Genomic DNA, 26,383 nt, shown 5'->3' on the forward strand with positions numbered 1-26,383 from the left:
TGCATCGCGCCGGATTTCTCCCATTTTCCCTGCACGCAAATGGCTGACGACAAGACCAAACACAATTACGACGAGAGCAAGGTCAAGACCCTCTCCAGCATCGAGCACATCCGCCTGCGCACCGGCATGTATATCGGGCGCATCGGCACCGGCGTGCATTACGACGACGGCTGCTACATCCTGCTCAAGGAGGTCATCGACAATGCCATCGACGAATACATCATGGGCTTCGGCAAGCACGTCGAGATCAGCGTCGAGGGCAACAACGTCTGCGTGCGCGATTACGGCCGCGGCATCCCGCTCGGCAAGGTCGTCGAGTGCGTCAGCCAGATCAACACCGGCGCCAAATACAACGACGACGTCTTCCAGTTCAGCGTCGGCCTCAACGGCGTCGGCACCAAGGCCGTCAACGCGCTGTCCAAGGAGTTCATCGTCCGCAGCCATCGCGACGGCGAATTCGTCGAGGCGCAGTTCAAGCAGGGCAAGCTCAAGAAGCAGGACAAGGGCAAAACCAAGGAGCCGAACGGCACGTTCATCGCCTTTGAGCCGGACCCGACGATTTTCAAGGACAGCAGTTTCAAGCCCGAGTTCATCGAGCGCCGCCTGCGGCATTACAGCTACCTGAACACGGGGTTGCGCCTGATTTTCAACGGCAAGGAATTCGTCTCGCGCCACGGCCTGATGGATTTGGTCATGGAAGACCTGCAATCCGACGGCGCGGAGCCGATTTATGCGCCGCTGCATTTCACGAGCAAGACGCTGGAATTCTGCTTCACGCACACGAACAGCCGCTACGGCGAATCGTTCTACTCGTTCGTGAACGGCCAATACACGAGCGACGGCGGCACGCACCTGAGCGCGTTCCGCGAGGGCCTGCTCAAGGCCGTGAACGAGTATTCAAAGAAGGGCTACGACGGCGACGACGTGCGCGAGTGCATGGTTGGCGCCGTGGCCATCCGTTTGAAGGATCCGGTGTTCGAGTCGCAGACGAAGAACAAGCTCGGCAACACGGAAATCCGCACCGAACTGGTGAACAAGGTCCGCGAGGAGCTGTTGCACTTCTTCAACCGCAACAAACCGGTCGCCGACCAGATTCTCGCGAAGGTCGAGGACACCAAGCAGCTCCGGAAGGAATTGCAGGACGTGAAGAAGCTGGCGCGCGAACGGGCCCGGGCCGTCACGCTGCGCATCCCGCAGCTCAAGGATTGCAAGAACCATTACAACACCGCCAAGGGGCGCGAAAAGAGCTCGATGATCTTTATCTGCGAAGGCCAGTCCGCCGCAGGTTCGATCACCAGTTGCCGTGACGTGAACACGCAGGCGGTGTTCACGCTCAAGGGCAAGCCGCTCAACGTCTGGGATCTCAAGCGCGACATCGTCTATAAAAACGACGAAATGTATAACCTCATGTGCGCCCTCGACATCGAGGACAACATCGAGAAGCTGCGTTACGAGAAGGTCATTCTCGCCACTGACGCCGACGTGGACGGCCTGCACATCCGCAACCTGCTCATCACCTACTTCTTCAAGTTCTTCGAGCAACTCGTCCACAACGGCCACCTCTACGTGCTGGAAACGCCGCTGTTCCGCGTGCGCAACAAGCAGGAGACCATCTACTGCTACAGCGAGGCCGAACGAGATGCCGCCGCGGCGAAGCTCGGCAAGAGCTGCGAGATCACGCGGTTCAAGGGTCTGGGTGAAATCAGCCCGAAGGAATTCGCCCAGTTCATTGGCAAAGGCATGAAGCTCAGCCAGGTGGAATACGCCCCCAAGCACGACGTCGCGAACATCCTCAGCTTCTACATGGGCAAGAACACGCCCGAGCGGAAGGATTACATCATGGGCAATCTCGTGGTGGCGGTGGAAGAGTAGCGGCGGCCTCCGGAAGGCCGCTGAAAATCGACAGCCAAAGTGCTGGCCGGGCCGGCCTCATTTTTGGTATTCGCAGGGTGGGCGCCTTCACGGGCGCGGTTCAGTTCGTCGGTTCGCGCGGCCAACCCTGAAAGGAAGGAAATAAAGCATGCACACACGCATTCCCGCCTGGCTCCTCGCGGCCATCACGCTCGCCGGCTTGACCTCCACCACGCCGCGGGCCGCGGCACAAGACACGGTGTTCACGTATCAAGGGCGTCTGCTGGACGGTGGCACGCCGGCCAACGGCACCAATTACGACATGGTGTTCCACCTGTTCGACGCGCCCACCAATGGAACCTCCTGGGGAACGCTCGGCATCACGAATGTGACCGTCAGCAATGGCCTGTTCACAGTCCCCTTGAATTTTGGCGACGTCTTCGACGGCCAGCCGCGCTGGCTGGAGTCAGCGTCCAGACGAATGGCGGCGCCCCCACCACCCTGACGCCGCGGCAGCCCATCACCCCGACGCCGTATGCCATCCATGCCTTGCAGGCGGGGGGTGTGACCGACGGTTCGATCACCACGGCCAGCATCGCGCCGGGCGGCCTCGCCGGCTCGGTGATTCAGTCCGGCACCATCACCTCCAACCTGCTGGCCCCCGGTGCGGTCAACCCCGCCGCCCTGCAATCACCGTATCAATCCGGCCGCATCGATTTGGGCACGTTCATTCCGCCCGCGCATTTTGGCGCCACCGTCATCAACCAGCCGGTCAGCTTTGCCCAGCCGTTTGCAGTCGCGCCCACGGTCACCGTGAGCCTGGAAACCAGCTCCCGCGCAGCGGCCGCCGGCGTGCCCCCCCTGCTGGTCAGCAGCAAAACCACCGCCGGCTTCACGGCCACGTTCAACGTGAAGGCCACGCCACGCCCCATCGCCCACAACGGCAGCACCTACTTTTACTCGGGCTTCCCGCTGCGCATCGTGAACGGCCGGCCCGCCGCCGTGTTCAACGCCTTCAGCATGGGCTACGCCCGCGCGCTGGATGACGTCGGCCAGTCGTGGGGCCCTGTCATCACCCTTTCCCCGGAAGCCGTGCACATGGACCTGGCCGTCATCAACGGCAATCCGGCGATTGCGTTCATCAGCAGCACCAAGCTCCAGTATGTGCGGGCCAACGACGCGGACGGCGCCAGTTGGCCGGCGCCCGCGGTTCTGCAAAACTCCACGAACGGCGTCTATACGCCCCAGGTGGTTTCGCTGACGACCATCAGTGGACGCCCGGCCATGGTCCTCTGGAATTCCGCCAGCAACACGCTTTACTACCTCCGCGCCAATGACAGCAACGGCAATTCGTGGCCGGCCAATGGCGTGCTGATTGCGCCCCGGGCGTTCGCCGACTTCCAACTGGCCGAGGTTTCCGGCCGGCCGGCCGTCGTCTATGAGTGGGACAACGGACTGGCCAACAACAACGTGGGCTACCAGACGGAAGTGCGCTACCTGCGCGCCCTGGACGGCACCGGAACGTCCTGGCCTGCCAGCCCAACCACGCTGGTCAGTTATGGCGCGCTGCAATCCGTTTACAAAGCCCAGTTGCTCATGGTGCAGACCAATCCCGCAGTCGCCTTCGGCCACACGGCGGGCTACAACGATTACGAAGTCACCTTTGTGAAGGCCACCGACACGAACGGCTCCACGTGGGGCACGCCCACGGTCGTCAGCTTTGATTCCAGCTACCCGCCCGGCGCGCTTTCGTTCGCCCTCGTCAACGGCAACCCGGCCCTGGCCTGGTATGGCGCAACTTGGTATTACGCCGAATCCAGCAACGGCGGCACGAGCTTTTATCGATACGTCGTGGGTGACATCGGTGGCTCCCGCTCGTCGCTGGCCGACGTGCAGGGCAAACCCGCCCTGACCACCTACTACGATGGCGACGTGGTTTATCTGCGCGACACCAACCCCATCGCGGACAGCTTCATCAACTGGATCGCCGTGCAACCGTGATCGGCCCGATCGCCACGAACCGGGCCGTGGGGCGTTGGTGTTTTGTGTTTTTCCAGTTCGGCTGGAACACCCCGAATCTGGATCCGCTTGAATTGCTGCGCTGCGGGTCATCCCTGGCGGCCGGGCTCGCAATGCCGCCCCGTTTTATAGCTTCCGCGCGACGCGCCGGAGATGATAGCCCGTGATGGCCAGTTCGATGGCGTGTGGAAACTGGCGCGGGCGCCGGAGCAGGGTGCCCCAGAACAGCCGCCAGTAGGCGACGCGTCCCGGCTGCCGCACGCCCAGCACCCAGAAGGATTTCAAGAACGCGATGAAGTCGGACCCGCAGAGGCGCAATTTCGGGCCGGTTGGGCGGTGGTGTTGCAGGAAGGTGCGGATGCGCTGGTAATAATTGGACGGCTCGTAAAGTTTCCGCATCAGCTCGCGGTAGCCGGCCACCAAGTAGTCGCGGTTGAGCCTGGGTTTGAAGTTCAGCACCGCCTCGGTGTTGTTGCCGGTGCTGCCGGTTTCGATGCGCCCTTCGCGCTTCAACCGCTGCCAGAGGCGGGTCTGCGGCAGCGCGGTCAGCAACCCGACCATGGCCGTCGCCACACCGGAGTGCTGGATGAACTCGAACTGGCGCTTGAAAATGTCCGGTTTGTCGCTGTCGAAACCGACGATGAACCCGCCCATGACCTCGAAGCCGGCGCGCTGCAACACATGCACGGCATCCACGAGGTTGCGGTTCCGGTTCTGGCGCTTCTGGCATTCCTCGAGCGATTCGGCGGACGGCGTTTCGATGCCGACGAACACCTTTTTGAACCCCGCCTGCACCATGAGCGCGCAGAGTTCGGGGTCGTCGGCCAGATTCACGGAGGCCTCGGTGAGGAAGCCCATCTGCGCGCCGGTGCGCTGGCGCCATTCGATCAGGGCGTGCAACAGCGTGCGCGTGCTCCGGCGGTTGCCGATGAAATTGTCGTCCACGATGAAGACCATGTCGTGCCAGCCGCGCAACCGCAGGGCTTCCAGTTCGGCGATCAAATGCGCCGGCGGTTTGGTGCGCGGCACCCGGCCGTTCATCACGATGATGTCGCAAAATTCGCAGTCGAAGGGGCAGCCCCGCGAGAACTGGACCGCCATCGTGACGTAACGCCGCATGTTCAGCAGATCCCAGCGCGGCACGGGGGTTTGCGCGAGATGGGGCCAGTGGCCCGCGCGGTAGAGCGGCTGCAACCAGCCGGTTCGCAGGTCTTCGACCAGTTGCGGCATGATTTCCTCCGCTTCGCCCAGCACAAAGTGGCGGATTTCCGGAAACGCTTCGTGGCCCGTCGTGAACAGCGGCCCTCCGGCGATTACGGTTTTGCCGGCCCGGTCGCAACGCGTGATGATCTCCCGCACGGACGCCTGGTGCACGATCATCGCCCCCACGAAGACGTAATCGGCCCAGCGCAAGGCCGCGTCGTCGAGCCGTTCAATGTTCAGGTCGAGGAGCCGGAGTTCCCAGTCGCGCGGCAGCATGGCCGCGACGGTGAGCAGCCCCAGCGGGGGCATGGAGGCGCGTTTTGAAACGAAGCGCAGCGCGTGTTTGAAACTCCAGAACGTATCCGGCGTTTCAGGACTGATGAGCAGGATTTTCATGGGCGGCAGACGCACTTCCTGCCTTCTCAATGACCATCCTACTCCGCCCGCGGCCAATTGCACGCAATTTGAACCCGGCACGGCGCCAACCGCCTGCGGCCACCGGACTTAATCCTCGGAGAACAGATACTCCAGATCCGTCGCGGACAGGCTGCGGGCGAAGCCCTCTTCGCCGAGCACGTCGGCGATCGTCTTGGCCTTGCTCTGTTGCAGCTCCCAGATCTTCTCCTCGACGGTGCCCGGCGCGATGAGGCGGTAGGCGTTGACAGTCGCGGTCTGGCCAATACGGTGCGAGCGGTCGATGGCCTGCGCCTCGACGGCCGGATTCCACCACGGATCGTAGAGCACGACGTAGCTGGAGGACGTGAGGTTCAAACCGGTGCCGGCCGCACGCAGGCTGAGCAGGAACACGCCCGCATTCGGGTCGCTTTGGAACGCCGACACGACCTGTTGCCGGTCCTTCGTCGCGCCGGTGAGGATGTGCGTGGGAATGTTGCGGGTCTTGCACTCCTTCTCCAGCAATTCGAGCATCTGCACGAATTGCGAGAAGACCAGCACCTTCTGGCCCTCGGAGATCAACGGATCGAGCAGCTCGAACAACGTCTCCGTCTTGCCGGACGCGGAATCGTTGCCGACGAGCGTCGGGTGGCAGCAGATCTGGCGCAGGCGCGTCAGGGCCGCGAGCACGTGCATCTTGCTCTTCGCCACGCCCTGCTCCTGCACGATCTTCATCACCTGGTCGCGGCTGCGGCGCAGTTCGGCCAGGTAAAGCTTCCGCTGTTCTTCGCCCAACGGACAGTCCATGCGCTCTTCGATGCGGTCCGGCAGATCCTTCGCGACGTGCTTCTTCAAGCGGCGCAGCAGCAGCGGACGCAGTTTTGCGGAAAGCCGCTTGCGCGCGATCCGCTGTTCGCTCTCGGCATTGGCGCCGCGCGGTTCATAGGTCTCGATGAAATTCTCCTGCGTGCCGAGGTAGCCGGGCTGGATGAAATCCACAATGCTCCACAGGTCGAGCATGCGGTTTTCGAGCGGCGTGCCGGTGAGCGCGAGGCGATGCTCGGACTTGATCTGTTTCACGGCGGCGGTGACCTGCGCGCCGGGGTTCTTGATGAACTGCGCCTCGTCGAGGATGACCGCGCGGAAGGCAAACTTCTGCAATTCCTCCAAATCGCGCCGCAGCAGCGCGTAATTGGTCACAATGATGTCGTGTTGCGGGATTTGCTTGCGCAAGTTGTGCCGGGCCGCGCCGCTTTCGAGCACGAGCACTTTCGTGCCGGGCGTGAATTTCTCCGCTTCGCGCCGCCAGTTGTGCAGCACGGACGCGGGGCAGATGACCAGCGAGGGCTTCGGGTTTTTCTTGTTGCGTTCGCGCAACCACGCGAGCCACGTGAGGGTCTGGAGGGTTTTGCCGAGGCCCATGTCGTCGGCCAGAATGCCGCCCAGCTTCATCTGCGTGAGGTGGCAGAGGAAATCGAAACCGTCCTTTTGATACGGTCGCAGCTCGGCGGCCAGGCTTTGTGGCAGCGCGGAACTGGGCACGCCCTTGAAGGTCTTGAGCTTTTCACGCAGCGCCTTGGCCTGCGGCGAATCGGCGAACCGGCCCAGCGCGGTTTCGTCCATGTGCGCGACCTGTTCCATGCCAATCTTCTGCGCAACGGGAATGAGGCCGTCCACGCCGAGTTCAGCCATCGTTTCGTGGGCGGACTGCACGGCACTGATGTTGAGTTCCACCCAGCCGGCGTTGGGCAGTTTCACGAAGCGGCCGGTGGCACTGGCGAGGCGTTGCAGGTCGGCAGCGGACAGCTTCATGCCTTCCTGCTCCCATTCGGCGGAAACGCTCAGCCAGTCGATGCCGCTGCCTTTGACGATGATTTTGGGCTTGAGCTGCCGCGGCTGCAGAAAGAGCCGGTGGAAACCGGGGTTGCCGAGGAATTCGGCGCCATCGGGCCGCGCCGCCCAGATGTCGGCGAGCGCGCCGAGGAAATTTTCATTCGCATCGCCAATCCACAGGCCGGGCTCGGGCGTGAACCAGTCCAGCCGCTTCAGCCACTGGATGGCCGGCTCCAGCCGCGGGTCGTCGAGAATTTCCGGTTTGTCCGTCGGACGCTTGGCCGGATGGTCAATCGTCCAGGTCTGGCCGGTCCAGACCCACACGCTTTCATCGCGCGCGCTGCGGGCCATCAGGCGCAGGCGGACGGTGTCGTCGAGCAGTTCGAACACGAATTGGGGTCTGGCCTTGTGCACCACGCAGAGCTGCTCCCAATCCACGCCGCGCGCGGTCTGGGCCTGCCGCAGGTGCATGAGCAGGCGATGGCTCAACTTGCGCACCGGCACGGACGGGCGGTGGGACCAGTGCTCGATGATGCTGGCGGGCGGGGCATTGCGGAGCAGGTAAAAGGCGTTGCCGACCAGCACGAGGGGCGGCTGCAGCGAGAAAAAGCGGGCTTCTTCGAGCAGTTTGTTCTCCTCGTTCGGGAGCGCAATCCGGTGTGTGAACAGGAGCTCGCCATTGTTCTTTTCCAGGCGCGGCGTGAGTTCCGCCATCTGCCCGAAGAACTGGAGATTGCCTTTGCCGTCCGCCAGCTCGATGCGGGTCGAGGCGCCCCAGCGCGCCAGCCAGTTGAATAATTCCGCGTCGGACAGCATCAACGTCTCACCGTCCTCGGCGCGGCTCTTGTGCACCTGCGTCACCCATTCAATGAACTCCCAGTCGTTCGGGTGGAACAACTCGCGCTCGTGGGCGGCGCGCGTGATGAGGTCGTTCAACTCCGCCAGCGATTTGGCCTTTTCGCCGGTGCGTTGGCGGGAAATCAGCATCTGCACGGCGAGGCGGTGATGCGATGACTGCTGCTCGTCGGCCCGCGGTTCACCCACGACGCGCAGCGAGGCCTTGGGCACTTCGAGGTGCAGTGGCTTCGAGGGGAACATCCATTCCTCGATCTCGCGCACGAGCCGCTGTTCGTGCTCCTGATCCTGGACCCGGGCGAAGCGCTCGAAATTGGCGTGCGCCGTCAGTTCGGTGGGAATGGACCGCTTGGCGCGGATGAACAGGAACGCCAGTTCTTCGAGGCGCTCCTGGTTGCGGGCGGCCAGCATTTTGGGCCACCAGTCAGTGTCGGGAAAATCCTTCCGCGTGAGCCAGAGTTTTTCGAAGTAGTCCTCGAGCAACAGCCACGCACGCTGCGAATCGGGGCAGACGGCGAAGTTGCGCAGGATTTCCTCGCGCTCCGCCACGGCCGCCTTGGAATCGGAGAGTTCGCGGCGCAGGTCCGCCAGCGCGCCGTAGGTTTGCGACAGCACCTTGTGGTGCGCGTCATATTTCGAGGTGCCCGTGGAGCGGCCTGCCATCTTGGTTTTAGCTTTTGCCATCGGTCAAAGGGGGATTTGCGGCGGCCGCGCCGCCGGGTCGGGGAGCAGCTCCGCAACGAAATCCAAACCCGCAGACAGGACCGCTCGCGCCGGTGCGAGACAGTCATGGGGGTTCTGGAGGACGGGGTTCATTTCAATGCCGGAGAGTCATTCGCTGGCGGCCGGCGTCCCCGCCTCGTTTTTGAGGCCGAGCTTGCGCTCGAGTTCGGCCACCCGCTTGAGCAGATCGGGCAGGTGCTGGATGGCGATCATCTGGCGCTTGGTCTGGCGGTCGGGCTGCGCGGGCGAGCCGAGCCACTTCTCGCCGTCCTTGATGTTGTGCATCACGCCGGATTGCGCGGCGACGGAGACCTTGTTGCCGAGCTTCAAATGGCCGGCAATGCCGACCTGGCCGCCGAGGATGACGTAGTTGCCCAGCTTGGTGCTGCCCGCGATGCCCACCTGCGACACGAGCAGGCAATGCTCGCCGACGTTCACGTTGTGGGCGATTTGCACGAGGTTATCAATTTTCGTGCCGGCGCCAATCACCGTCGGCCCCAGCGCGCCGCGGTCCACGCTGACGTTCGAGCCGATCTCGACGTCATCGCGGATGATGACGTTGCCGATTTGCGGCACCTTGCGATGCGTGGCGCCGTCCAGCACGTAGCCGAAACCGTCCGAGCCGATGACCGTGCCCGCGTGAATGCGGACGCGGTGCCCGACCTCGGTGTGCGCGTAGAGCGTGACGTTCGGAAAGAGGTTCACATCGTCGCCCAACTGGCAGCCGGTGCCGATGAAGTTCAAGCCCTGCAACACGCTGCGGGCGCCGACGACGGCGTGCTCGCCGACCACGCACTGCGGGCCGACGTGCGCACTGGGGTCAATCCGGGCCGACGGGGCGACGACGGCCGTCGGATGAATGCCCGGCGCGAATTGGGGTTCGGGGAAAAATAGCGGCAGCACCCGCGCAAAGGCCACGCGCGCATCAGCCACGCGGATCACGGTCTTCTTCGTGGACGTGAACGGGCCGGGCGCAATGATGGCCGAGGCGGCGCTTTGTTCGGCGCGGGCAAAATAATTTTCGTTCTCGGCGAACGTGAGATCGCCCGGCTGCGCCCGGTCGGCGGGCGCGAAGCCCTTGAGTGCGACGGCGGCATCCCCGAGGACTTCACCTTGAAGTTGGCTGGCAATCTCTGTGGCTGTGAACGGCATGGCTGATTGAACGCTTCGCCTCCGGAAAAGGCTGCGAAAGCTCAACCATCATAGGGGGCGGGAACTTCAATTCAACATCTAGTTTGAGGTTGTGAACAAAATTTCGCCCGCGACTTTGGCGGAGGAATTCGGCGGTCGAATCAGCGGGCCTTGCCGGTGACCAGTTCTTCGGCCAGGTCCGGCGCGTCATAAAGTTCGCGCAACGCCTCCACAATCGCCTCCGCATTGACGGAAACCGCACGGGCCTGTTCGTCCGTGTAGATCGTGTCCAGCACGAGCGATTGCAGGTTGCCGTCGAAAATCAGGCCCACCAGTTCGCCGTTGCGGTTGACCACGGGACTACCGGAGTTGCCGCCAATGATGTCGGCGGTGCACACGAAGTTCATCGGCGTCGCCAGGTTGAGCCTCGCCCGGTTGGTGGCCCAGCGCGGCGGGAGATCGAAGGGTTCCACGGCGCCGTGGTCCTCCGCACGCTGATAGAGGCCGCGGAAGCTGGTTTCAAACGGGATGCTTTGACCGGCCTCGCGATAGCCGCTCACGACGCCGAAGGCCAGGCGCAACGTGCCGGTGGCATCCGGCGGTTCCGCCAATCCGTGTAGCGCAAGGCGCGCGGCGGCAATGCGGGCGTAGGCTTGTTCCCGGATTTCGTTTTGCGCTTCCACCAACTTGCGCAGGCGGCGCGCCTCCGGATCGATCAAGCGGGCCAGTTCGATCAGAGGATCGTTCGCGGCCCGGACGGCGGCGTCACCGCCCGCGTAAAGTTTGCGGCGAACGTCCACGTCCATCAGCCGGCAGCCATCCACCAGTGCTGCGGCACGGTCCTGGGGCGAGGCGCCGGCGAGCACGCGCTGCACCAGCGGATCAGCGTGCCCGCGCTGTTCGACCAGCCAGGTCAGACTGTCCGCCAGCCGGACCTTTTCGAAGTCCGCGTAAATGGGCTCGGGCGAAAACAGACCGAGTTCGAGGGACGCGCGGTTGGAATCGCGAAACTCCCGCAGCCGCGTGCCGTTGGGTTTGGAGGATTCCTCCGCTGCGCGCACCAGCGTCCGGGCGATGCCGAACAATTGCGAATCAAATCCCGTGGCGCCTTCGAGCAAATCATAATCCCGCTGCACCTGCTGGAGCGACTGACGGGCGCGGGCGATTTCCGTCCAGGCGGACAGGGTGGGGCGCAGGTCGGTGCGATTTGAGATGGCCGTCTTCAATGCAGCTTCGGCGGTGGTTTTCCGGGCGAAGATGGCGGGATCCAGCAACCCCGCGAGCATGCCGGTCAGGGCTTTGCGGCCGTTCTCGACGCCGCGCAACAGGGCCTTGGCGCGGCGCGCGTTTTCCTGGCTGCGCTTCGACCATGTGCCGATGACGACCTCGCGGCGATAAAGCCGTTCGAGGCGGGCCGGAAACTGGACGTCGCGCAGATTCGCCAGTTCGTCCACGGTCAGGCTGCGAAACGTCCGGCCGGGATGGCCGGACACAAACACCAAATCGCCGTCGGCCACGCCGGTCGGCGACCAGTGGAGGTGGTTTTGAATCTTTGCCGGGTGACCGTTTTCGTAAACCCGGAAGAGGCAGACGTCCAAATCAAAGCGCGGATATTCAAAGTTGTCCGGATCGCCTCCGAAGGCGGCGATTTTCAGTTCGGGCGCCCACACCAGACGCACATCGTCGTAACGCTTGTAGCGGTAGAGATGATACAAGCCGCCCTCGTAGAGTGTCACCACCTCGCTCTTCAAGCCGGTGCGTTCGAGCGATTCCTTTTCGATGCCGGCCATCACGGCACGCCGGGCTGCGGCGGCTTCGTCCGGCGACAGGCCGGGCCGGACGGCGGCCTGCACCTGTTTGGTGACGTCTTCAATCGCGACCAGCGCGTTGACTTCGACGCCCGGGCAGCGCCGTTCCTCCGCGCGCGTGCGGGCATGGAAGCCGTCCCGCAGGAAATCATGCGTGGCATCGCTGAGCCGGTGCAGCGAGCCGGCGCCCACGTGATGATTGGAGAGCAGCAGGCCATCCTCCGAGACAAACGAGGCGGATGCGCCGCCGCCGAATTTCACGGATGATTTTTCCAGGTGGTCGAGCCACGCGGGCGTGGGCGTGAAGTGGTGGTGTTGTTCCAGGAGGTTGAGCGGCGGTGCGGTGTAGAGCCACATGCCTTCGTCCGCGTTCGCCGGGCGGGTCAGGGCCATTACCCAGGCGGCACCCGCCAGAATGGCGCGCCAGGCTTGGTTGGGGAACTTCATGCCGCAGGCTAATCGGTGGCCCAAAATGCGGAAATGCCAAAAACGCCACTGGCGTCGCGGGGCAACTTGACTCCGGCTTGAGCCGCAGTTGTCCTCCATTCATGCGACGGGACTTTGCCCAAGTTGATGCGCTATGTTGGGGCGCACGCTGAATCCAGATGACCTTGCAACCCCGACCTGTTTTGAAACCAAACCGCTCCATGGCAACGATGGCGGGCCGGTTGTGGCAGTGGCTGCTGCTGGGCGCGCTGATGGCCGGCTTCGCGCCGGCGGGGCGCGCGGATTCCGACATGCACACGGTGCTCGCCTACACGAGCGGCACCCGCATCACGGCCAACGCGCCGGTGGTGGGCGGCACGCGGTATGGACGCCTCATCCGTTTGCAGCATGCCGGCGTGGCCAACGGCACGCTGCTCGCGACCTTTGAATGCTGGCCCAATGATTTCCGGTTCTACAAGAGCACCGATGACGGATTCTCGTGGACGCAAATCAGCGCGCCGGTCTTGAGTTCGCTTCCGGGCTGGGTGATGAAGGTGGAGCCGGACCTGTATGAACTGCCTGCGGCGGTGGGCAATTTGCCCGCCGGCACCATTCTGCTGGCCGGCAACGGCCGGACGAATGACTTCAACATCAACAGCCACCGGATGGAGGTTTGGTATAGCACCAACGTGGGGGTGAGCTGGCAATTTCGTGGGGTGGTGGACACCAGCACGAATCAGGGCTTGTGGGAGCCCCGCCTTGATTTGACCAGCGCCGGGCAGTTGGTCTGTTATTACTCCGACGAGCGTTTTCAAGCCGGCGGCTACAATCAATTGCTCGGCGGACGGGTTTCGCCGGATGGCGGTCTGACATGGGGCAGTGAATTCTACGTTTGCGCGATTCCCGATGGCGTGAAGCGTCCCGGCATGGCGGTCACGGCCCGGCTGCCGAACGGCCAATACGTGCTGAGTTATGAAGGCGTTGCGTTTGGCGGGTGGAGCCAGGTTTATCTCAAGTTCTCCAATGACGGCATTCATTGGGGCAGCGGCCCGACCGATCTGGGCACGCCGGTTCAAACCGCGAGCGGCGCGTATGTCGGCGCGTGTCCCTACCTCCTGTGGAGTCCGGCAGGCGGACCCAATGGAACCCTGATCGTGTCGGGCCAGTTCCTCCGCAACAGTCCCAACACCGACCGTCAGCTTTTCATCAACACCAACCTCGGCCAGGGCAATTGGACGATGCTCCCCGCTCCGGTCCAATGGCAGGGCGGGGGAAACAATCTTGCCGGCTGGAGCCAGGGCATGATTCCGACCGCGGACGGCCAGGGCATCATTCAAATGGTGAGTTCGCAGATTACCGTCAACGGCAATACGAACAACAACGAGATGCTGGTGGGCCGCGCGGAACTGATTCTTCCCGGTCACACTTACACGCTGGCCAATCAGAAGAGCGGCCTCGCCCTGAACATTCCCGGCAACTCCGCGGCGCCCGGCGTCGGCTTGCAGCAGGACGACGTGGTCGGCGGGGCCGCGCAGCAATGGCAGTTCAATGACCTCGGCAACAACGTCTGGACGATCATCAATCCCGGAAACCAGCTGGCTTGGGACGATTCGGGCTGGAGCACGGCCGTGGGGACGAAACTCGAACAATGGGATTACAACGGCCTGCCGGTGCAGCAGTTCAAGCTGCGACCCGTCGGCAACGGCGCGTGGAAATTCATCAATGTCAACGCCGGTCTGAACGTGGCCGTCACCAACGCCGCCGCGAATGCCGGGGCGGCCATCGTTTTGTGGACCAACACCGCCACGGCCGAGCAAAACTGGTTTCCCTCGCAGCCGAATCATCCGCCGGCCGCGCACTATCCGCTTGAGGGAGACACCCTGGACCACAGCGGCAACGGCAACGATGGCCTGCCCAGTGCCACCGCCACCAATTACGTGACGGGCCGCTTCGGCGGGCGCGCGCTGCAATTCAATGGCGTGAACAGCTACGTCCAGATTCCCCGCTCGGCGGGCCCGGGCAGTTATTTGACGCTGATGTTCTGGCTCAAAACAACTTCGCCCGGTGGGTCTGGCCTCAACTGGTTCAATGGCGCCGGGCTGGTGGACGGCGAAGTGGCAGGCGTGGTGAACGATTTCGGTGTCACGTTGCTGAATGGCCGGGTGGCGTTTGGAGTGGGCAATCCGGACACCACGCTCGTTTCAACCGTGCCCGTCAACGACGGCCAGTGGCATCATGTCGCCGTCACCCGCAACAGCCTGGACGGACGGATGGCCGTTTACCTGGACGGGGCGCTGAATACGAAAACCAACGGTCCGCCCGGCGGCCGGGTGGCGCCGCCGTTTCTGCGGCTGGGCAGCTTGCAGACCGGCGTGGGGAATTTTTTCAGCGGTGTGCTGGACGACGTCCGGCTCTACAACAGCTGGCTCGACACGAACACGTTCGCGCAATTGCTCGTGCCGCCGGCGTTGCAGGCCAGGCTGCCCTTTGACGAATCCAGTGGCATCAGTGCGGCCGACGCGACGGGCCACGGCTGGAATGGCACACTGGTGAACGGTCCGGCGTGGGTGGCCGGCCACGATGGCAACGCGGTCAGTTTGAACGGCAGCGCGAGCAATTACGTGAGCCTGCCGGCCGGCGTTGTCAGCGGGCTGACCCGTTGTTCACTCGCGGCGTGGGTGAAGCTGAGTGCCAGCAGCACCTGGGCGCGGATCTTCGATTTCGGGACGGGCAACAGCAACTACCTGTTTCTCGCGCCCATGGGTGCCGGCAACCTCATGCGCTGTGCCATCACCACCACGGGCGGCACCGGAGAGCAGCGGATCGACTTCAACGGCACACTTCCAGTGGGCGGATGGCATCACGTTACCGTCACGCTGGGCGACGGCATCGGCGTGCTTTACCTGGATGGTGCGCCGGTGGCGACGAATCAGGCGATGACCTTGACGCCCGCCGACCTCGGCAACACCACCCAGAACTGGCTGGGCCGCTCGCAATATCCCGCCGATCCGTATCTCAGCGGGGTGGTGGATGACTTTCGCATCTACCGTGGCGTGCTGAGTCCGGCGGAAGTGGCGAGTTTTGTCACGCCGTTGGCGGCGCCCAACGGCCTGGCGGCCGTGCGCGGTGATGGGCAGGTGCAGTTGAACTGGGACGCGGTCGCGACGGCCAATGGCTACAACCTCCGGCGCGCCACGCTGAGCGGCGGGCCCTACACGCTCGTGGCGACCAATCTGCCTGGGTTGGATGAGCTCGATGCCCCCGTGACCAACGGGACGCGCTACTACTACGTCGTTTCGGCCACCAACACGGTGACGGAAAGCGCCGGTTCGGCTGAAGTCTCGGTGGTGCCAACGGCCGCGACGCCAGCCCAACTCGCCATTGTCCGCGACGGCGGCCAGCTTCGGCTCAACTGGCCGGGTGATCACACAGGCTGGCGGCTGCAAACGCAGACCAACCCGCTGGCGGTGGGTCTCGGCGGTGCGTGGTTCACCCTGCCGGACGCCGACCATACCAATCAATTCGCGCTGCCATTTGACCTTTCCAACGAGAGCGTCTTTTTCCGCCTGCAATCGCCGTATTGAGAGTCGAAGCGGAAGCGAAAATGGATTTGCCGCGCAACGCTCAGGAGGAGCGCCGGCGTCCTTGCCGGCTTGCACCGTCCGGACTCCTGCCCGCGTTCGTCTCGCATTTGATTCCACCGTTTCACTGCTCGTCCGCCCCAAGCCGCTGGGGACAGCGGCGCTCCGGTTGGAGGGCGAGCGTCTCTCCATCCGAATTCCCCAGCCCCAGCGGGGCGGCATCGGCGGGAACATGCCGCTCCTGAACGGAGCTTGGGATGGTTTTGGAACGGCTGGCTATAAACATGCCGCACCTACGGTGCTGTAGCGGCGGGCATCCTGCCTGCCGTGGAGCCGGTGCTTCCAGCCCGGCGGAAAAAACCGCACGCAAACACGAGGCGGTTGGCCAGTTCGAGCGGCCCTCGGTTCATCCACGCCCTTTCCGGGCGGCAGGATGCCGCCCTCTACGTCAGGCAGGATGCCTGACGCTACGTTGTCACTTCGCCGTCACGACGACGTGGTTCTTTTTGCCTTTGCGGAGGAGGAAGTGTTTGCCGAAGAGCAGGTCGTTGCTCGTCATGGCTTCTTCCCATCATCTTCGCGCAACGCCATCGGCGAATGAAGTTCCGCCGCTGCGCCAGTCATCTCCTGATGCATTGTGCCCGGGCAACCGTGCAATCGCCTTGGAAAACTGGGGGGAATGAACCACGAAACACACGAACCACACGAAAGGGAAACAAGGTCAGGGGAATAAGAGCGGCTCCATTCCCTTGACCCCAATTCCCCTGATCCAAGTTTTCAATACCCCAGCACCAGCACCGCCGCCTGCTCCGCCGGACAGTTCCCCTCCTGGGAGGGGTCAGGGGTGGGTTGTTCCTCAATACACCAGCACGAGAACAGCAGCTTGCTCGGTAGTTTTGACAACCTCTTCAAACTTCCGCTCCTTGGTTTCGGGTTCCTTGAGCTTCGCGGCGACTTCGGGGACGGATTCGAGGAAGCCGAGGAGGAAGCTGCTCTTCACCGCGCAGTTCACGTTCTCCGGCAGTGCGCCGCTCGACGCCAGCGCGGCGCGGGCGCTCAACTTGGCCGACACCATGCCCGCCACGTTCCCGCGCTCATCCACCAGCGCCCCGCCCGAATTGCCCGGCTGCATCGGCACGCTGATCTGGAAATGCCGCGCGTCACCCCCCGCGCCGGACAGCGACGCGACCTCACCCTTGGCCAGCCATAGCATTTTAGGCTTTTGAAGCGATGGAGCCAGACTTGAAAGTTGTGCTACTTGAATCGCTGGTGACCACTAAATCTTCGACAGAGCATTCCAGACCTAAGTGAGGGGGAACCTCCACGAACCGGGTCACATATTCGAGGAATGCCTTATCTCCGATTAACTCCACCATTGTAAAAGTAAAACTTCCGTCGTTTGGCTGGTAAAGGTGCCACGCTCTGCCAGTTTTTGTTGCAGTCACTCGCTTCTGGCTCAGAAGCGTGAGGATTTTCATGAAAGCTGATTCTGAAGGCCTCATTGGGGGCGGTTCTGTGCCTACTGGTTGGGGCAGCTTTACTGACACGCGGGCTTTCTCTTCTGCAACTCGATATTTGACATACAAAACTTTCTGGCGGATTTCGTCTCCGTTTGCATCAGCAAAAGCTTTGGCCCACAAACCAGGCCGAGTTGCGCGGCTCTCGACTTCTTTCATGGCTTGCTCGTAGAGCGCTTCTTCAGAAATTGAAGTGAGGTGCGCTTCGTTCGTTGAAGGAACTGGTTCCAGGTGTTGAAACTGTTGGTGGGGAGTTGACGCCGGTGTTTCTCGGCTTGTTTCGGTAGGCTGAGTCGAACGACTGGACGCCGTCCGACTCCAAAGAATGGAAAACGAGATGACTCCAACGGCTCCAATTGTTGCTGGCGACTTGTCTCCAATCGCCTGCCAGAAGGCCAGAAGCCCAAGGCCGATGAAGAATGAGATAATGATTGAAGGCCACAACGAGAGCGGTCGCCGAAGTATTCCCCATCGAATTACGACTGCTGGAATCAATCCTACCAGTATCTTAAGCATAGTCCTCGGGAATCCTGTGCATTGGCTTTTCTTCAATCCACGATTTCTACCAATGCATAATCCTTTTTCCCCTTTCGGAGTAGAAGGTAGTGGCCTGAAAACTGGAAGATTCGCGTGCTAACGACCAAATTTTGGTCCTGTTCTCGGATATTGTTTAGATACACCCCACCTTCTTGGATCTTTCTGCGTGCTTCGCCCTTGGACTTGAACAATCCCGCGAGGACTAGCAACTCTGCAAATGCCATCCCGGGATCATCCAATTGCCTTTTTGAAACTTTTATAGTTGGCACCTCGTTACTCAGCATCTCAAACATACCTGCTTCGTTTTGCCAGACCGTCAGCGGACTACCGAAAAGGATGTCGCTCGCTTGCAGCGCCAGTTTCGTCGCGTGTTCACCGTGGATGAGGTCGGTGGCGGCTTTGGCGAGCGCGCGGTGCGCGGCGCGGGCGCCGGGATTTGCGTTGTGTTGCGCTTCGAGCGTCGCGATTTCTTCCTGCGGCAGGAAGGTGAAGAATTTCAGGTAGCGGATCACGTCCGCATCGGCGGTGTTGATCCAGAACTGGTAGAAGCGATAGACGCTGGTCTTCTTCGGATCGAGCCACACCGAGCCGCCCTCGGTCTTGCCGAACTTGGTGCCGTCAGCCTTGGTAATGAGCGGGAGCGTGAGGCCGAACGCGGAGCGCTGAAGCTTCTTGCGGATGAGGTCCATGCCGGCGGTGATGTTGCCCCATTGGTCGCTGCCGCCGATCTGGAGTTCGCAGTTATGGTCGCGCGCCAGCACCATGTAGTCGAACGCCTGGAGCAGCATGTAGCTGAACTCGGTGTAGCTGATGCCGACTTCGCGGTCTTCCATGCGCGCGCGGACGCTCTCCTTCGCCACCATCTGATTCACGGAAAAATGCTTTCCGATGTCGCGGAGGAAATCGAGGTAGGTGAGGTGCGCGGTCCAATCGGCATTGTCCACGAGTTTGGCCGGGTTCGCTTTGGCGTCGAAATCGAGCAGCTTGGCGAGCTGCGGGCGGACGGCTTCGACGTTGGCCTTGATCTGGTCCTTGGTGAGCAGCGAGCGCTCGGCGGATTTGCCGCTCGGGTCGCCGATGCTGCCGGTCGCGCCGCCGGCGACGGCGATGGGATGATGGCCGTAATTCTGAAAGCGACGCAATGCGAGCAACGGCACGAGATGCCCGACGTGGAGCGAGTCCGCCGTGGGATCGAACCCGCAGTAAAGCGTGATGGGCGACGCGGCGAGGCGCTTGGTCAGCTCGGGCGTGTCGGTGCAATCGGCGAAGAGGCCGCGCCATTGCAGTTCATCCAGAATGTTCATGGGGGCGCAGGCTAAATTGCCGTTTGCCGGATGCCAATAGCCAATCGAATGCGCCGCCGGAAGCCGCGCAAGGAAATGCCGCTTTACTCGCAATTTTTCCATTCCTAGTTTGAGCGAGTTAATGTGGGAAGCGTTTTTCATGGAAACGCCGCAACATCAGCGCGCGGCCGCACAGGAATGACTGGCAAAACCAAAATTGATCGGGCGGGCCTCGCCCTGGGCGTGGGCGTGTGGCTGGTCGTGCTGGCGGGCGTGGGCGTGGCGTTGCGGCAGATTCAGGCCAATCGGGCCGAGCTGGAGCATCAGGCGGAGCAGGAGCTGGAGTCGGTGGCGGCGTTGAAGGCGCAGCAACTGGCCGGCTGGCGGGCCGAACGGCTGGCGGATGCGAGTTTTTTCAGCAATGCCGAGTTTGTGCGGCGGGACGTGTCGGCCTTCCTGCGGGACCGGGGTTCATCCGTCGGGCGGGAAGAAATGATCCGGTGGATGAACCTGCTCAAGGGCGGGGAGCGTTACGAGCGCGTGTGGTTGTTCAATGCGCAAGGAAACCGGCAACTGTCCGTTCCGCCGGACACCAATCCGCCTTGCGCCTGTTTGCAGGCGTTGTTGCCGGCCGGGCTTCATGCCGATCAGGTGTCGTTGAGCGACATCGAACGCGATCCGGCTGACGGCCATCTTTGCCTCCAGGCGTTGCTGCCCGTGCGGGGGGGCAACCAGACGGAAGCGCCGGGCGCCGCCCATCCGTTGATCGTCGTCACCATCAATCCGCGCAGCGTGCTGTTTCCGATGATCCAGACCTGGCCGGTCGCCAATGCGACGGCGGAGGTTCTCCTGCTGCGGCTCGCCGGCGATGAGGCGGTGGTGCTCAACGAACTGCGGCATCGCACCAACACCGCCCTGCAAATGAAGCTGCCGCTCGATGCCTCGCAGGCGCTGACGCTGCAGGCCTTGCGCGCGGGCAAGGGCGTGTGGTGGGGCAAGGATTATCGCGGGGTGCCGGTGGTGGCGGCCGTGCGGCCGGTGCCCGGCACGCCGTGGGTGCTGGTGGCGAAAATGGATGAAGCCGAATTCTCGGCGCCGCTGCGGGGCTACTTGTGGAGCACCGTGCTGCTGCTGGTGGTGCTCGCCCTGAGCGGCCTGCTCGTGGGCAGCGTGTTGCTCCGCCGGCAGCGCACGCGGCATCTGCGCGAGGAACTGACGTTGGAACGCGCCGGCCGGGCACTGGCCGAGCGGTTCGCCATCCTGATGGAGAATGCCGGTGACATCATTTTGCTGATGGATTCCGAATTGCGGGTGGTGGAGGCGAACCGGCAGGCGGTCGAGGTGTTTGGCTTTTCGCTGGCGGAGCTGCGGGAGAAGCGGCTGCCTGAGCTGCTCGCGCCCGGCGCCGCGGCGGAGTTGCCGCGCCGGCTGGAACAGGTGCAGGGCCACGACAGTCTCGTGGAGGTGGCGGAAGGCCGGCATCGCGACGGCCACTCCTTCCACGTCGAAATCAATGGCCGCCGCGTGATGATCGATGGCGTTGACCGGTTGTTGCTGGTCGGACGCGACATCAGCGCGCGGTTGCAACAGGAGCAGGCCCTGCGCGAGGCGCAACGGGAGCTGCAAGCCATCGTGGATCAGGCCGGTTCCCTGATTGGCGTAAAGGCGTTGGATGGCCGTTACCGGCTGGTCAACCAGGCTCTGGCCGGGCGGCTGGGGCGTCCGGCCGAGGCGCTGCTGGGCTGCACTGATGACGAACTGCTTCCCCGCGAGGCGGCCGAACGGGCCCGGGGGCAGCACCAGGAAGTCGTTCGGCGGCGCAAGCCGCTGATCTGCGAGGAAACGTTCACCGAAGCGGACGGGGCGCACACGTATCTCTCCCTCAAATTCCCGCTGACCGACGAGCAGGGCGAACTTTACGGCGTGGGGAGCATTGCAACGGACATCACCGGGCGCAAGGAGACGGAGGAAAAGCTTCGGGCGCAGGCGGACGAACTGCGCGCGAATTATGACGCGCTGGCGCGGTTCAATCGCGTGGTCGTGGGCCGGGAGTTGCGCATGATTGAACTCAAGCGCGAGATTAACGAGCTGTGCCGGCAACTGGGCCGTCCGGCCCCTTACGTGAGCGATTTGACGGCGGTTGGACTGGCCCCGGAAGACGTTGCGAAACCGGCAGCACAACCATGAGTCTGGAGCGGCAAACAACGCGGGAGACTTTGGAACAGGAAGTCGCGACATTGCGGCTGCGCCTGGCGCAACTGGAGGGCAGCCGGCCGGTCGGGGCGGCGTCCGCCGGTGCCGTTTCACCGTGGTCCGCGCTGATCGAAAACATGGGCGTCAGCGCCGCCTTGCTCTCTGCCGATGGCTTGATTCTCTGTGCCAGCCGCGTCTTCGCGGAAATGTTTCGCCTGCCGGCAGAACTGCTGCCGGGCACGGCGCTGGCCTCGTTCATCTTCGACGAGCACCGGCACCGCTACCTGACGCTGTTCGGCAGCCTGCAAAACGGTCCCACCACCGGCGAACTGGTGGGCCTGCGTGCCACCCGCGAGATGTTTCCCCTGCGGCTGACCCTGTGCCCCATGCCTGCCGTCAGCGGCGGGGCGGTGGCGGCGCTGGTCATCGACCAGACCCAGCAGGACGAACTGGAGCGGCTGCGCCGGCACGTGGCGGAGATGGAGCGGGAGCGTGCACAGCGGGACGCGGAATCAGCCGCGGCGTTGCGCGAACTCGCGGACGCGCGACTGGCGGCGTTGAACGTGCTGGAGGACGCCGTTCAAGCACGACAACGCAGCGAGCAGATCAACCGCCAGTTGCGGGAGAGTGAGGAACGTTTCCGCACACTCGTGGAGACGGCGCCCGACGCCATTTCCATTCAGAGCGACGGCTGTTTTCGCTACGTGAATCGGGCGGTGCTCACGCTCTACGGTGCGGAGTCGCCGGCGCAACTGCTCGGGCGGCCGGCCTTGGATCGCGTGCATCCGGATTATCACGCCATCGCGCTCGAACGCCGGCGCCGGGTGGATGATGCGCATGAACCGGCCGGCGCCATGGAGCAGGTGCACCTGCGCCTCGACGGCACGCCGGTCCATGTGGACATTTGCGCGGTGCCGTTCCAGTTCGAAGGGGAACCGGCGGTGCTCGTTTTTGCGCGAAATCTGACCGAACGCAAGCAGGCGGAAAAGGCGGCCGAGGAACGCTCGGCCGAACTGGACCGGTTTTTCAGCCTGGCGCTGGACCTGCTGTGCATCGCCGATCCGGGCGGTCGATTGCTGCGGTTGAACCCGGCGTGGGAACCGTCGCTCGGTTATCCGGTGGCGGAACTGGCCGGGCATTCGCTGCTCGACTTCGTGGATGAGGATGATGCCGCCGACACCATTGCCGCGTTCGCGGAAGTCTGTGCGAGGGGGGGCATCGTCAGCTTCACGAATCGCTGCCGTCACAAGGATGGCACCCTGCGCTGGATCGAATGGCGGGTGGCGTCTTACTCGGGTTCCCTGGTTTACGCGGCGGCGCGCGACATCACCGAGCGCCTGCAATCGGAGGAGACGCTGCGCCTGCGGAACACTGCGCTGGAGGCGGCGGCGAACGTCGTGGTCATTACCGACCGTCAGGGCCGGATTGTCTGGACGAACCCTGCGTTCACGCAGTCCACGGGCTACACGGCGGCCGAGGTGCTGGGCCGCAACCCGCGCTTGTTGAAGTCGCAGGAACAAGACCCGGCCTTTTATCGCCAGATGTGGGAGGCGATCACGGCAGGCGACGTGTGGCAGGGCGAGTTCGTCAACGTCCGCAAGGACGGCACGCGCTTCACCGAACACGCCACCATCACACCGGTCCGGAATGAATCCGGCCAGATCACGCACTTCATTGCCGTGAAGCAGGACGTTAGCGAGCAGAAGCAGGCCGAACAACGGCTGCGCGACCAGGCGCAACTCCTCGACCTCGCGAATGACGCCATCATCGTCTGCGCGCAGGACCAGACGATCGTGAACTGGAATCAGGGCGCCGAGCGGCTTTACGGCTGGAGCAAGGCGGAGGCCCTCGGCCGGGCATTGCATCCGTTGCTGGGCCGGCCCCAGTCGGTGTCCGAGGCCGAGATCACCCGTGAACTCGACGCGCGCGGCAGTTGGAATGGCGAGCTTCGGCAGCACAACCGCGAGGGCAAGGAGATTACCGTCATCAGCCGCTGGACTCTGATTCGCGAGGAGCACGGCGCGGCCAAGAGCATTCTCGTCATCAACGCGGACGTCACCGAACGGAAGCGGCTCGAGGCACAGTTCCTCCGCATGCAGCGTGTTGAGAGCATCGGCACGCTCGCGGCCGGCATCGCGCATGATTTGAACAACATCCTCGCGCCGATTCTCATGGTCGGCCCGTTGCTCGAGGAGAAGGTCAAGGACGACGAAGGCCGCTGGATGCTGGAGGCGGCGCGTAAAAACGCCGAGCGGGGCGCGTCCATCGTGAAACAACTGCTGACCTTTGCCAAGGGCAGTGAAGGCGAGCTGATCCCGCTCGACCTGACGCGCCTGCTCAAGGACATGGCCGGCATCGTGCGCGAAACGTTCCCGAAAAACATCCGCTGTGAAACGTCCCTGCCGCCGCAGCCATGGCCCGTGCTGGGCAACCTGACGCAACTCCACCAGGTTGTGCTGAACCTGTGCCTTAACGCCCGGGACGCCATGCCGGACGGCGGCCAGCTGCGTCTCGCCATGGACAACATCGTCGTGGATGAGTCGTTCGTGGCGATGGAAATCCAGGCCCGGCCCGGGCCATATGTGGTATTGACCGTGGCGGACACGGGCCAGGGCATTCCGGACGACATCAAGGAACGCATCTTTGATCCGTTCTTCACCACGAAGGGACCGGACCGGGGCACGGGGCTGGGCCTGGCGACGGTGCTGGGCATCGTGCGCAGCCACAATGGATTCATCCGCCTGACCAGCCGGGTGGGGGAGGGATCACAATTCAAGATTTACCTGCCGGCGTCCGACATTGTGGACACGGCGGGTCAGGCGGCCGAACAGACGGCGGCAGCGCCCCGCGGCAATGGCGAGTTGATTCTGCTGGTGGACGACGAGGAGGCCGTGCGTGCCACGAGCCGCCGGGCCCTGACCAAGTTTGGCTACCGCGTGGTGGAGGCGGCCGACGGCACCGAGGGGGTCAGCCGCTTCGTCCAGCAGGCGGAGGCAGTCCGGCTGGTGATCACCGATCTGCAAATGCCCTACATGGGCGGGGTCGCGCTGATTCATGCCGTGCGCAAAATCCGGCCGGACATCACGGTGCTGGCGGCGACGGGTTATGGCTCCAAGGAAACACTGCGCGAACTCGAGGCCCTCGGCATCGCCGGGGTGATGAACAAACCCTACTCGGCGCGGGAATTGTTGGAGGCGGTGCGCAAGGTGTTGCTCGGCGAGCCGCTCAAATAAAAACGGGCGGACCGTGGCCGGTCCGCCCGTGGTGAGAGTGACTGCGAAACGTCTTACTTCTGATCATCCCGCACTTCGAGCCCGTCGAAGGCGTGTTGCAGGGCAACGAGGTCTTCGCCCGGCTTGAGGGAATCCAGAATCTTCTGTTCCTCCTTCAACTGCTCGTCCGAGTAGTTGGCCGCCTTGATGGACAGGCCGATGCGGCGCTCCGCCTTGTCGATCTTGATGACGCGGGCGGTGACTTCCTGGTCCGGCTTGAGCACGTTCTTGATCTTGTCCACGCGCTCCTCGCTGATTTGCGAGATGTGCACGAGGCCGTCGATTTCGTTGGCCAGGCCGATGAAGGCGCCGAAGCTCGCGAGCTTGGTGACCTTGCCCGTGACGAGGTCGCCGACCTTGTAATACTTGTCGATGTTGTCCCACGGGTCGGTGGTGAGCTGCTTCATGCCGACCGCGATGCGCTGGTTGGCCTTGTCCACTTCGAGCACAATGGCTTCGACTTCGTCGCCCTTCTTCAGGACTTCGCTCGGGTGGTTGATCTTGCGGGTCCAGGAGATGTCGGACACGTGGATCATGCCGTCGAGACCTTCCTCCAGCTCGATGAACGCACCGTAGCTGGTGAGGTTGCGGATCTTGCCCTTGACCTTGGTGCCGGGCGGATACTTCTGGTCGGCGTTGTCCCACGGGTTGGTTTCCAACTGGCGGACGCCGAGCGAAATCTTCTGCTCGTCCTTGTTGACGCCGAGCACGACGGCCTCGATTTCCTGGTCCTGCTTGAGGACGTCGGCCGCCTTGGCCACGCGTTTGGTCCAGGAGAGTTCGGTGACGTGCACCAGGCCTTCGACGCCGGGTTCGACTTCGACAAACGCGCCGTAGGGCACGAGGTTGACGACCTTGCCCTTGACCTTGGTGCCGACGGGATACTTGGCTTCGATGCTGTCCCACGGATTGGCCATCTTCTGCTTGAGGCCGAGGCTGACGCGTTCCTTCTCCTTGTTGATGTCGAGCACCACGACGTCGAGTTCCTGGCCAACCTTGAGCACGTCGGACGGATGGTTGACGCGGCCCCAGGACATGTCGGTGATGTGCAGCAGGCCGTCGATGCCGTCGAGGTCGATGAAGGCGCCGAAGTCGGTGAGGTTTTTGACCTTACCCTTGCGGATGTCGCCGGGCATCATTTCGCCGAGCAACTTGGCGCGGCGCTCGGAGCGTTCCTGTTCGAGCAGTTCGCGGCGGCTGAGCACGATGTTCTGCCGCTCCTGGTTGATCTTGACGACCTTGAAATCGTAGGTGTTGCCGACGTAGGTCTGGAGGTTCTTCGGCGTGATGACGTCGATTTGCGACGCGGGCAGGAACGCCTCGACGCCGATGTTGACGATGAGGCCGCCCTTGACCATGGCCTTGACCTTGCCGGCCACGCGGCCGCCTTCGTTGCAGATGGAGAGGATGCGCTCCCAGTTCTTCTTGAACTCGGCCTTTTCGTGCGAGAGCACGACCATGCCTTCCTTGTTTTCGAGCTTTTCGATCAGGACATCGATCTCGCTGCCGGCCTGGATGCCGGAGAGGTCGATGAATTCGTTGGTGGGGATGAGTCCTTCGGACTTGTAGCCGATGTCCACGAGGACTTCCTTGGGACGGACTTCGATGACGGTGCCTTTTGTGATCTGCCCGACAGAGAACGCTTTTTCGCTCTGCTTCAGGGCTTCTTCCATGGTCAGCATAATGACTTAACTTTCTGCGAACGGATGAGGGGAACTTGCAAGCGGGGCTTGGAAGCTCCATTGCCTAACGGACCGG

15 protein-coding genes are annotated in these 26,383 nt (G+C 63.1%); 7 read left to right on the forward strand and 8 right to left on the reverse strand.

Going from position 1 to position 26,383, the window contains the following annotated elements:
- The first annotated feature begins 39 nt into the window (after positions 1 to 39).
- From VFV96_02545 to VFV96_02555, 3 genes are all read left to right on the forward strand, one after another.
- Positions 40 to 1,872 (forward strand): toprim domain-containing protein, encoded by a 1,833-nt coding sequence (locus tag VFV96_02545; protein HEU5069272.1) that lies wholly within the window; start codon positions 40 to 42, stop codon positions 1,870 to 1,872.
- 148 nt (positions 1,873 to 2,020) lie between these two features.
- Positions 2,021 to 2,356, forward strand: a complete 336-nt coding sequence (locus VFV96_02550; protein HEU5069273.1) for a hypothetical protein — start codon at positions 2,021 to 2,023, stop codon at positions 2,354 to 2,356.
- Between the two features lie 59 nt (positions 2,357 to 2,415).
- Positions 2,416 to 3,852 (forward strand): hypothetical protein, encoded by a 1,437-nt coding sequence (locus VFV96_02555; GenBank protein HEU5069274.1) that lies wholly within the window; start codon positions 2,416 to 2,418, stop codon positions 3,850 to 3,852.
- Between the two features lie 144 nt (positions 3,853 to 3,996).
- Here VFV96_02555 and VFV96_02560 read toward each other — a convergent pair whose 3' ends face one another.
- The 4 genes from VFV96_02560 to VFV96_02575 form a co-directional block, all read right to left on the reverse strand.
- The gene (locus VFV96_02560) at positions 3,997 to 5,469 is read right to left on the reverse strand and encodes a B12-binding domain-containing radical SAM protein (GenBank protein HEU5069275.1); all 1,473 of its coding nucleotides are present in this window, start codon (positions 5,467 to 5,469) and stop codon (positions 3,997 to 3,999) included.
- A 108-nt stretch (positions 5,470 to 5,577) separates the two neighbouring features.
- The gene (locus tag VFV96_02565) at positions 5,578 to 8,838 is read right to left on the reverse strand and encodes a DEAD/DEAH box helicase (GenBank protein ID HEU5069276.1); all 3,261 of its coding nucleotides are present in this window, start codon (positions 8,836 to 8,838) and stop codon (positions 5,578 to 5,580) included.
- A gap of 147 nt (positions 8,839 to 8,985) precedes the next feature.
- Positions 8,986 to 10,029: a UDP-3-O-(3-hydroxymyristoyl)glucosamine N-acyltransferase gene (gene lpxD, locus VFV96_02570; protein HEU5069277.1), complete on the reverse strand. Its 1,044-nt coding sequence runs from the start codon at positions 10,027 to 10,029 to the stop codon at positions 8,986 to 8,988.
- A gap of 140 nt (positions 10,030 to 10,169) precedes the next feature.
- Entirely contained in the window at positions 10,170 to 12,263 is a 2,094-nt protein-coding gene (locus VFV96_02575; protein ID HEU5069278.1) for a S46 family peptidase, read from the reverse strand.
- Positions 12,264 to 12,463: 200 nt separating this feature from the next.
- On the opposite strand from VFV96_02575, the gene VFV96_02580 reads away from it, so the two are divergent.
- Entirely contained in the window at positions 12,464 to 15,826 is a 3,363-nt protein-coding gene (locus VFV96_02580; GenBank protein HEU5069279.1) for a LamG-like jellyroll fold domain-containing protein, read from the forward strand.
- 454 nt (positions 15,827 to 16,280) lie between these two features.
- Positions 16,281 to 16,424, forward strand: a complete 144-nt coding sequence (locus tag VFV96_02585; protein ID HEU5069280.1) for a hypothetical protein — start codon at positions 16,281 to 16,283, stop codon at positions 16,422 to 16,424.
- A gap of 255 nt (positions 16,425 to 16,679) precedes the next feature.
- On the opposite strand, the gene VFV96_02590 is transcribed toward VFV96_02585, so the two are convergent.
- From VFV96_02590 to tyrS, 3 genes are read right to left on the reverse strand one after another with little or no spacing between them, the layout of a single operon-like run.
- Complete coding sequence (locus VFV96_02590; protein ID HEU5069281.1) at positions 16,680 to 17,036, reverse strand: trypsin-like peptidase domain-containing protein; 357 nt, start codon at positions 17,034 to 17,036, stop codon at positions 16,680 to 16,682.
- Between the two features lies 1 nt (position 17,037).
- Positions 17,038 to 17,856, reverse strand: coding sequence for a hypothetical protein (locus tag VFV96_02595; GenBank protein ID HEU5069282.1), 819 nt, complete (start codon positions 17,854 to 17,856; stop codon positions 17,038 to 17,040).
- A 32-nt stretch (positions 17,857 to 17,888) separates the two neighbouring features.
- The gene (gene tyrS, locus VFV96_02600) at positions 17,889 to 19,181 is read right to left on the reverse strand and encodes a tyrosine--tRNA ligase (protein ID HEU5069283.1); all 1,293 of its coding nucleotides are present in this window, start codon (positions 19,179 to 19,181) and stop codon (positions 17,889 to 17,891) included.
- A 177-nt stretch (positions 19,182 to 19,358) separates the two neighbouring features.
- On the opposite strand from tyrS, the gene VFV96_02605 reads away from it, so the two are divergent.
- Together VFV96_02605 and VFV96_02610 are read left to right on the forward strand one after the other, a co-directional pair.
- The gene (locus VFV96_02605; protein HEU5069284.1) at positions 19,359 to 21,347 is read left to right on the forward strand and encodes a PAS domain S-box protein; all 1,989 of its coding nucleotides are present in this window, start codon (positions 19,359 to 19,361) and stop codon (positions 21,345 to 21,347) included.
- Positions 21,344 to 24,586 (forward strand): PAS domain S-box protein, encoded by a 3,243-nt coding sequence (locus VFV96_02610; GenBank protein HEU5069285.1) that lies wholly within the window; start codon positions 21,344 to 21,346, stop codon positions 24,584 to 24,586. Before VFV96_02605 ends, VFV96_02610 begins: the two co-directional genes overlap by 4 nt.
- A 53-nt stretch (positions 24,587 to 24,639) precedes the next feature.
- Here the strand turns inward: VFV96_02610 and VFV96_02615 are convergent, their stop codons facing one another.
- Positions 24,640 to 26,307 (reverse strand): 30S ribosomal protein S1, encoded by a 1,668-nt coding sequence (locus VFV96_02615; protein ID HEU5069286.1) that lies wholly within the window; start codon positions 26,305 to 26,307, stop codon positions 24,640 to 24,642.
- Between the last annotated feature and the right edge of the window lie 76 nt (positions 26,308 to 26,383).

This window comes from Verrucomicrobiia bacterium (genome assembly GCA_035765895.1).
In the GTDB taxonomy this organism is placed as follows: Bacteria; Verrucomicrobiota; Verrucomicrobiia; order Limisphaerales; family DSYF01; genus DSYF01.

Coding starts and splice junctions, on each gene's coding strand:
- VFV96_02545 (HEU5069272.1), top strand. CDS start 40: ATGGCTGACGACAAGACCAAACACAATTACGACGAGAGCAAGGTCAAG.
- VFV96_02550 (HEU5069273.1), top strand. CDS start 2,021: ATGCACACACGCATTCCCGCCTGGCTCCTCGCGGCCATCACGCTCGCC.
- VFV96_02560 (HEU5069275.1), bottom strand. CDS start 5,469: ATGAAAATCCTGCTCATCAGTCCTGAAACGCCGGATACGTTCTGGAGT.
- VFV96_02565 (HEU5069276.1), bottom strand. CDS start 8,838: ATGGCAAAAGCTAAAACCAAGATGGCAGGCCGCTCCACGGGCACCTCG.
- lpxD (HEU5069277.1), bottom strand. CDS start 10,029: ATGCCGTTCACAGCCACAGAGATTGCCAGCCAACTTCAAGGTGAAGTC.
- VFV96_02575 (HEU5069278.1), bottom strand. CDS start 12,263: ATGAAGTTCCCCAACCAAGCCTGGCGCGCCATTCTGGCGGGTGCCGCC.
- VFV96_02580 (HEU5069279.1), top strand. CDS start 12,464: ATGGCAACGATGGCGGGCCGGTTGTGGCAGTGGCTGCTGCTGGGCGCG.
- VFV96_02585 (HEU5069280.1), top strand. CDS start 16,281: ATGCCTGACGCTACGTTGTCACTTCGCCGTCACGACGACGTGGTTCTT.
- VFV96_02590 (HEU5069281.1), bottom strand. CDS start 17,036: ATGCTATGGCTGGCCAAGGGTGAGGTCGCGTCGCTGTCCGGCGCGGGG.
- VFV96_02595 (HEU5069282.1), bottom strand. CDS start 17,856: ATGCTTAAGATACTGGTAGGATTGATTCCAGCAGTCGTAATTCGATGG.
- tyrS (HEU5069283.1), bottom strand. CDS start 19,181: ATGAACATTCTGGATGAACTGCAATGGCGCGGCCTCTTCGCCGATTGC.
- VFV96_02605 (HEU5069284.1), top strand. CDS start 19,359: ATGACTGGCAAAACCAAAATTGATCGGGCGGGCCTCGCCCTGGGCGTG.
- VFV96_02610 (HEU5069285.1), top strand. CDS start 21,344: ATGAGTCTGGAGCGGCAAACAACGCGGGAGACTTTGGAACAGGAAGTC.
- VFV96_02615 (HEU5069286.1), bottom strand. CDS start 26,307: ATGCTGACCATGGAAGAAGCCCTGAAGCAGAGCGAAAAAGCGTTCTCT.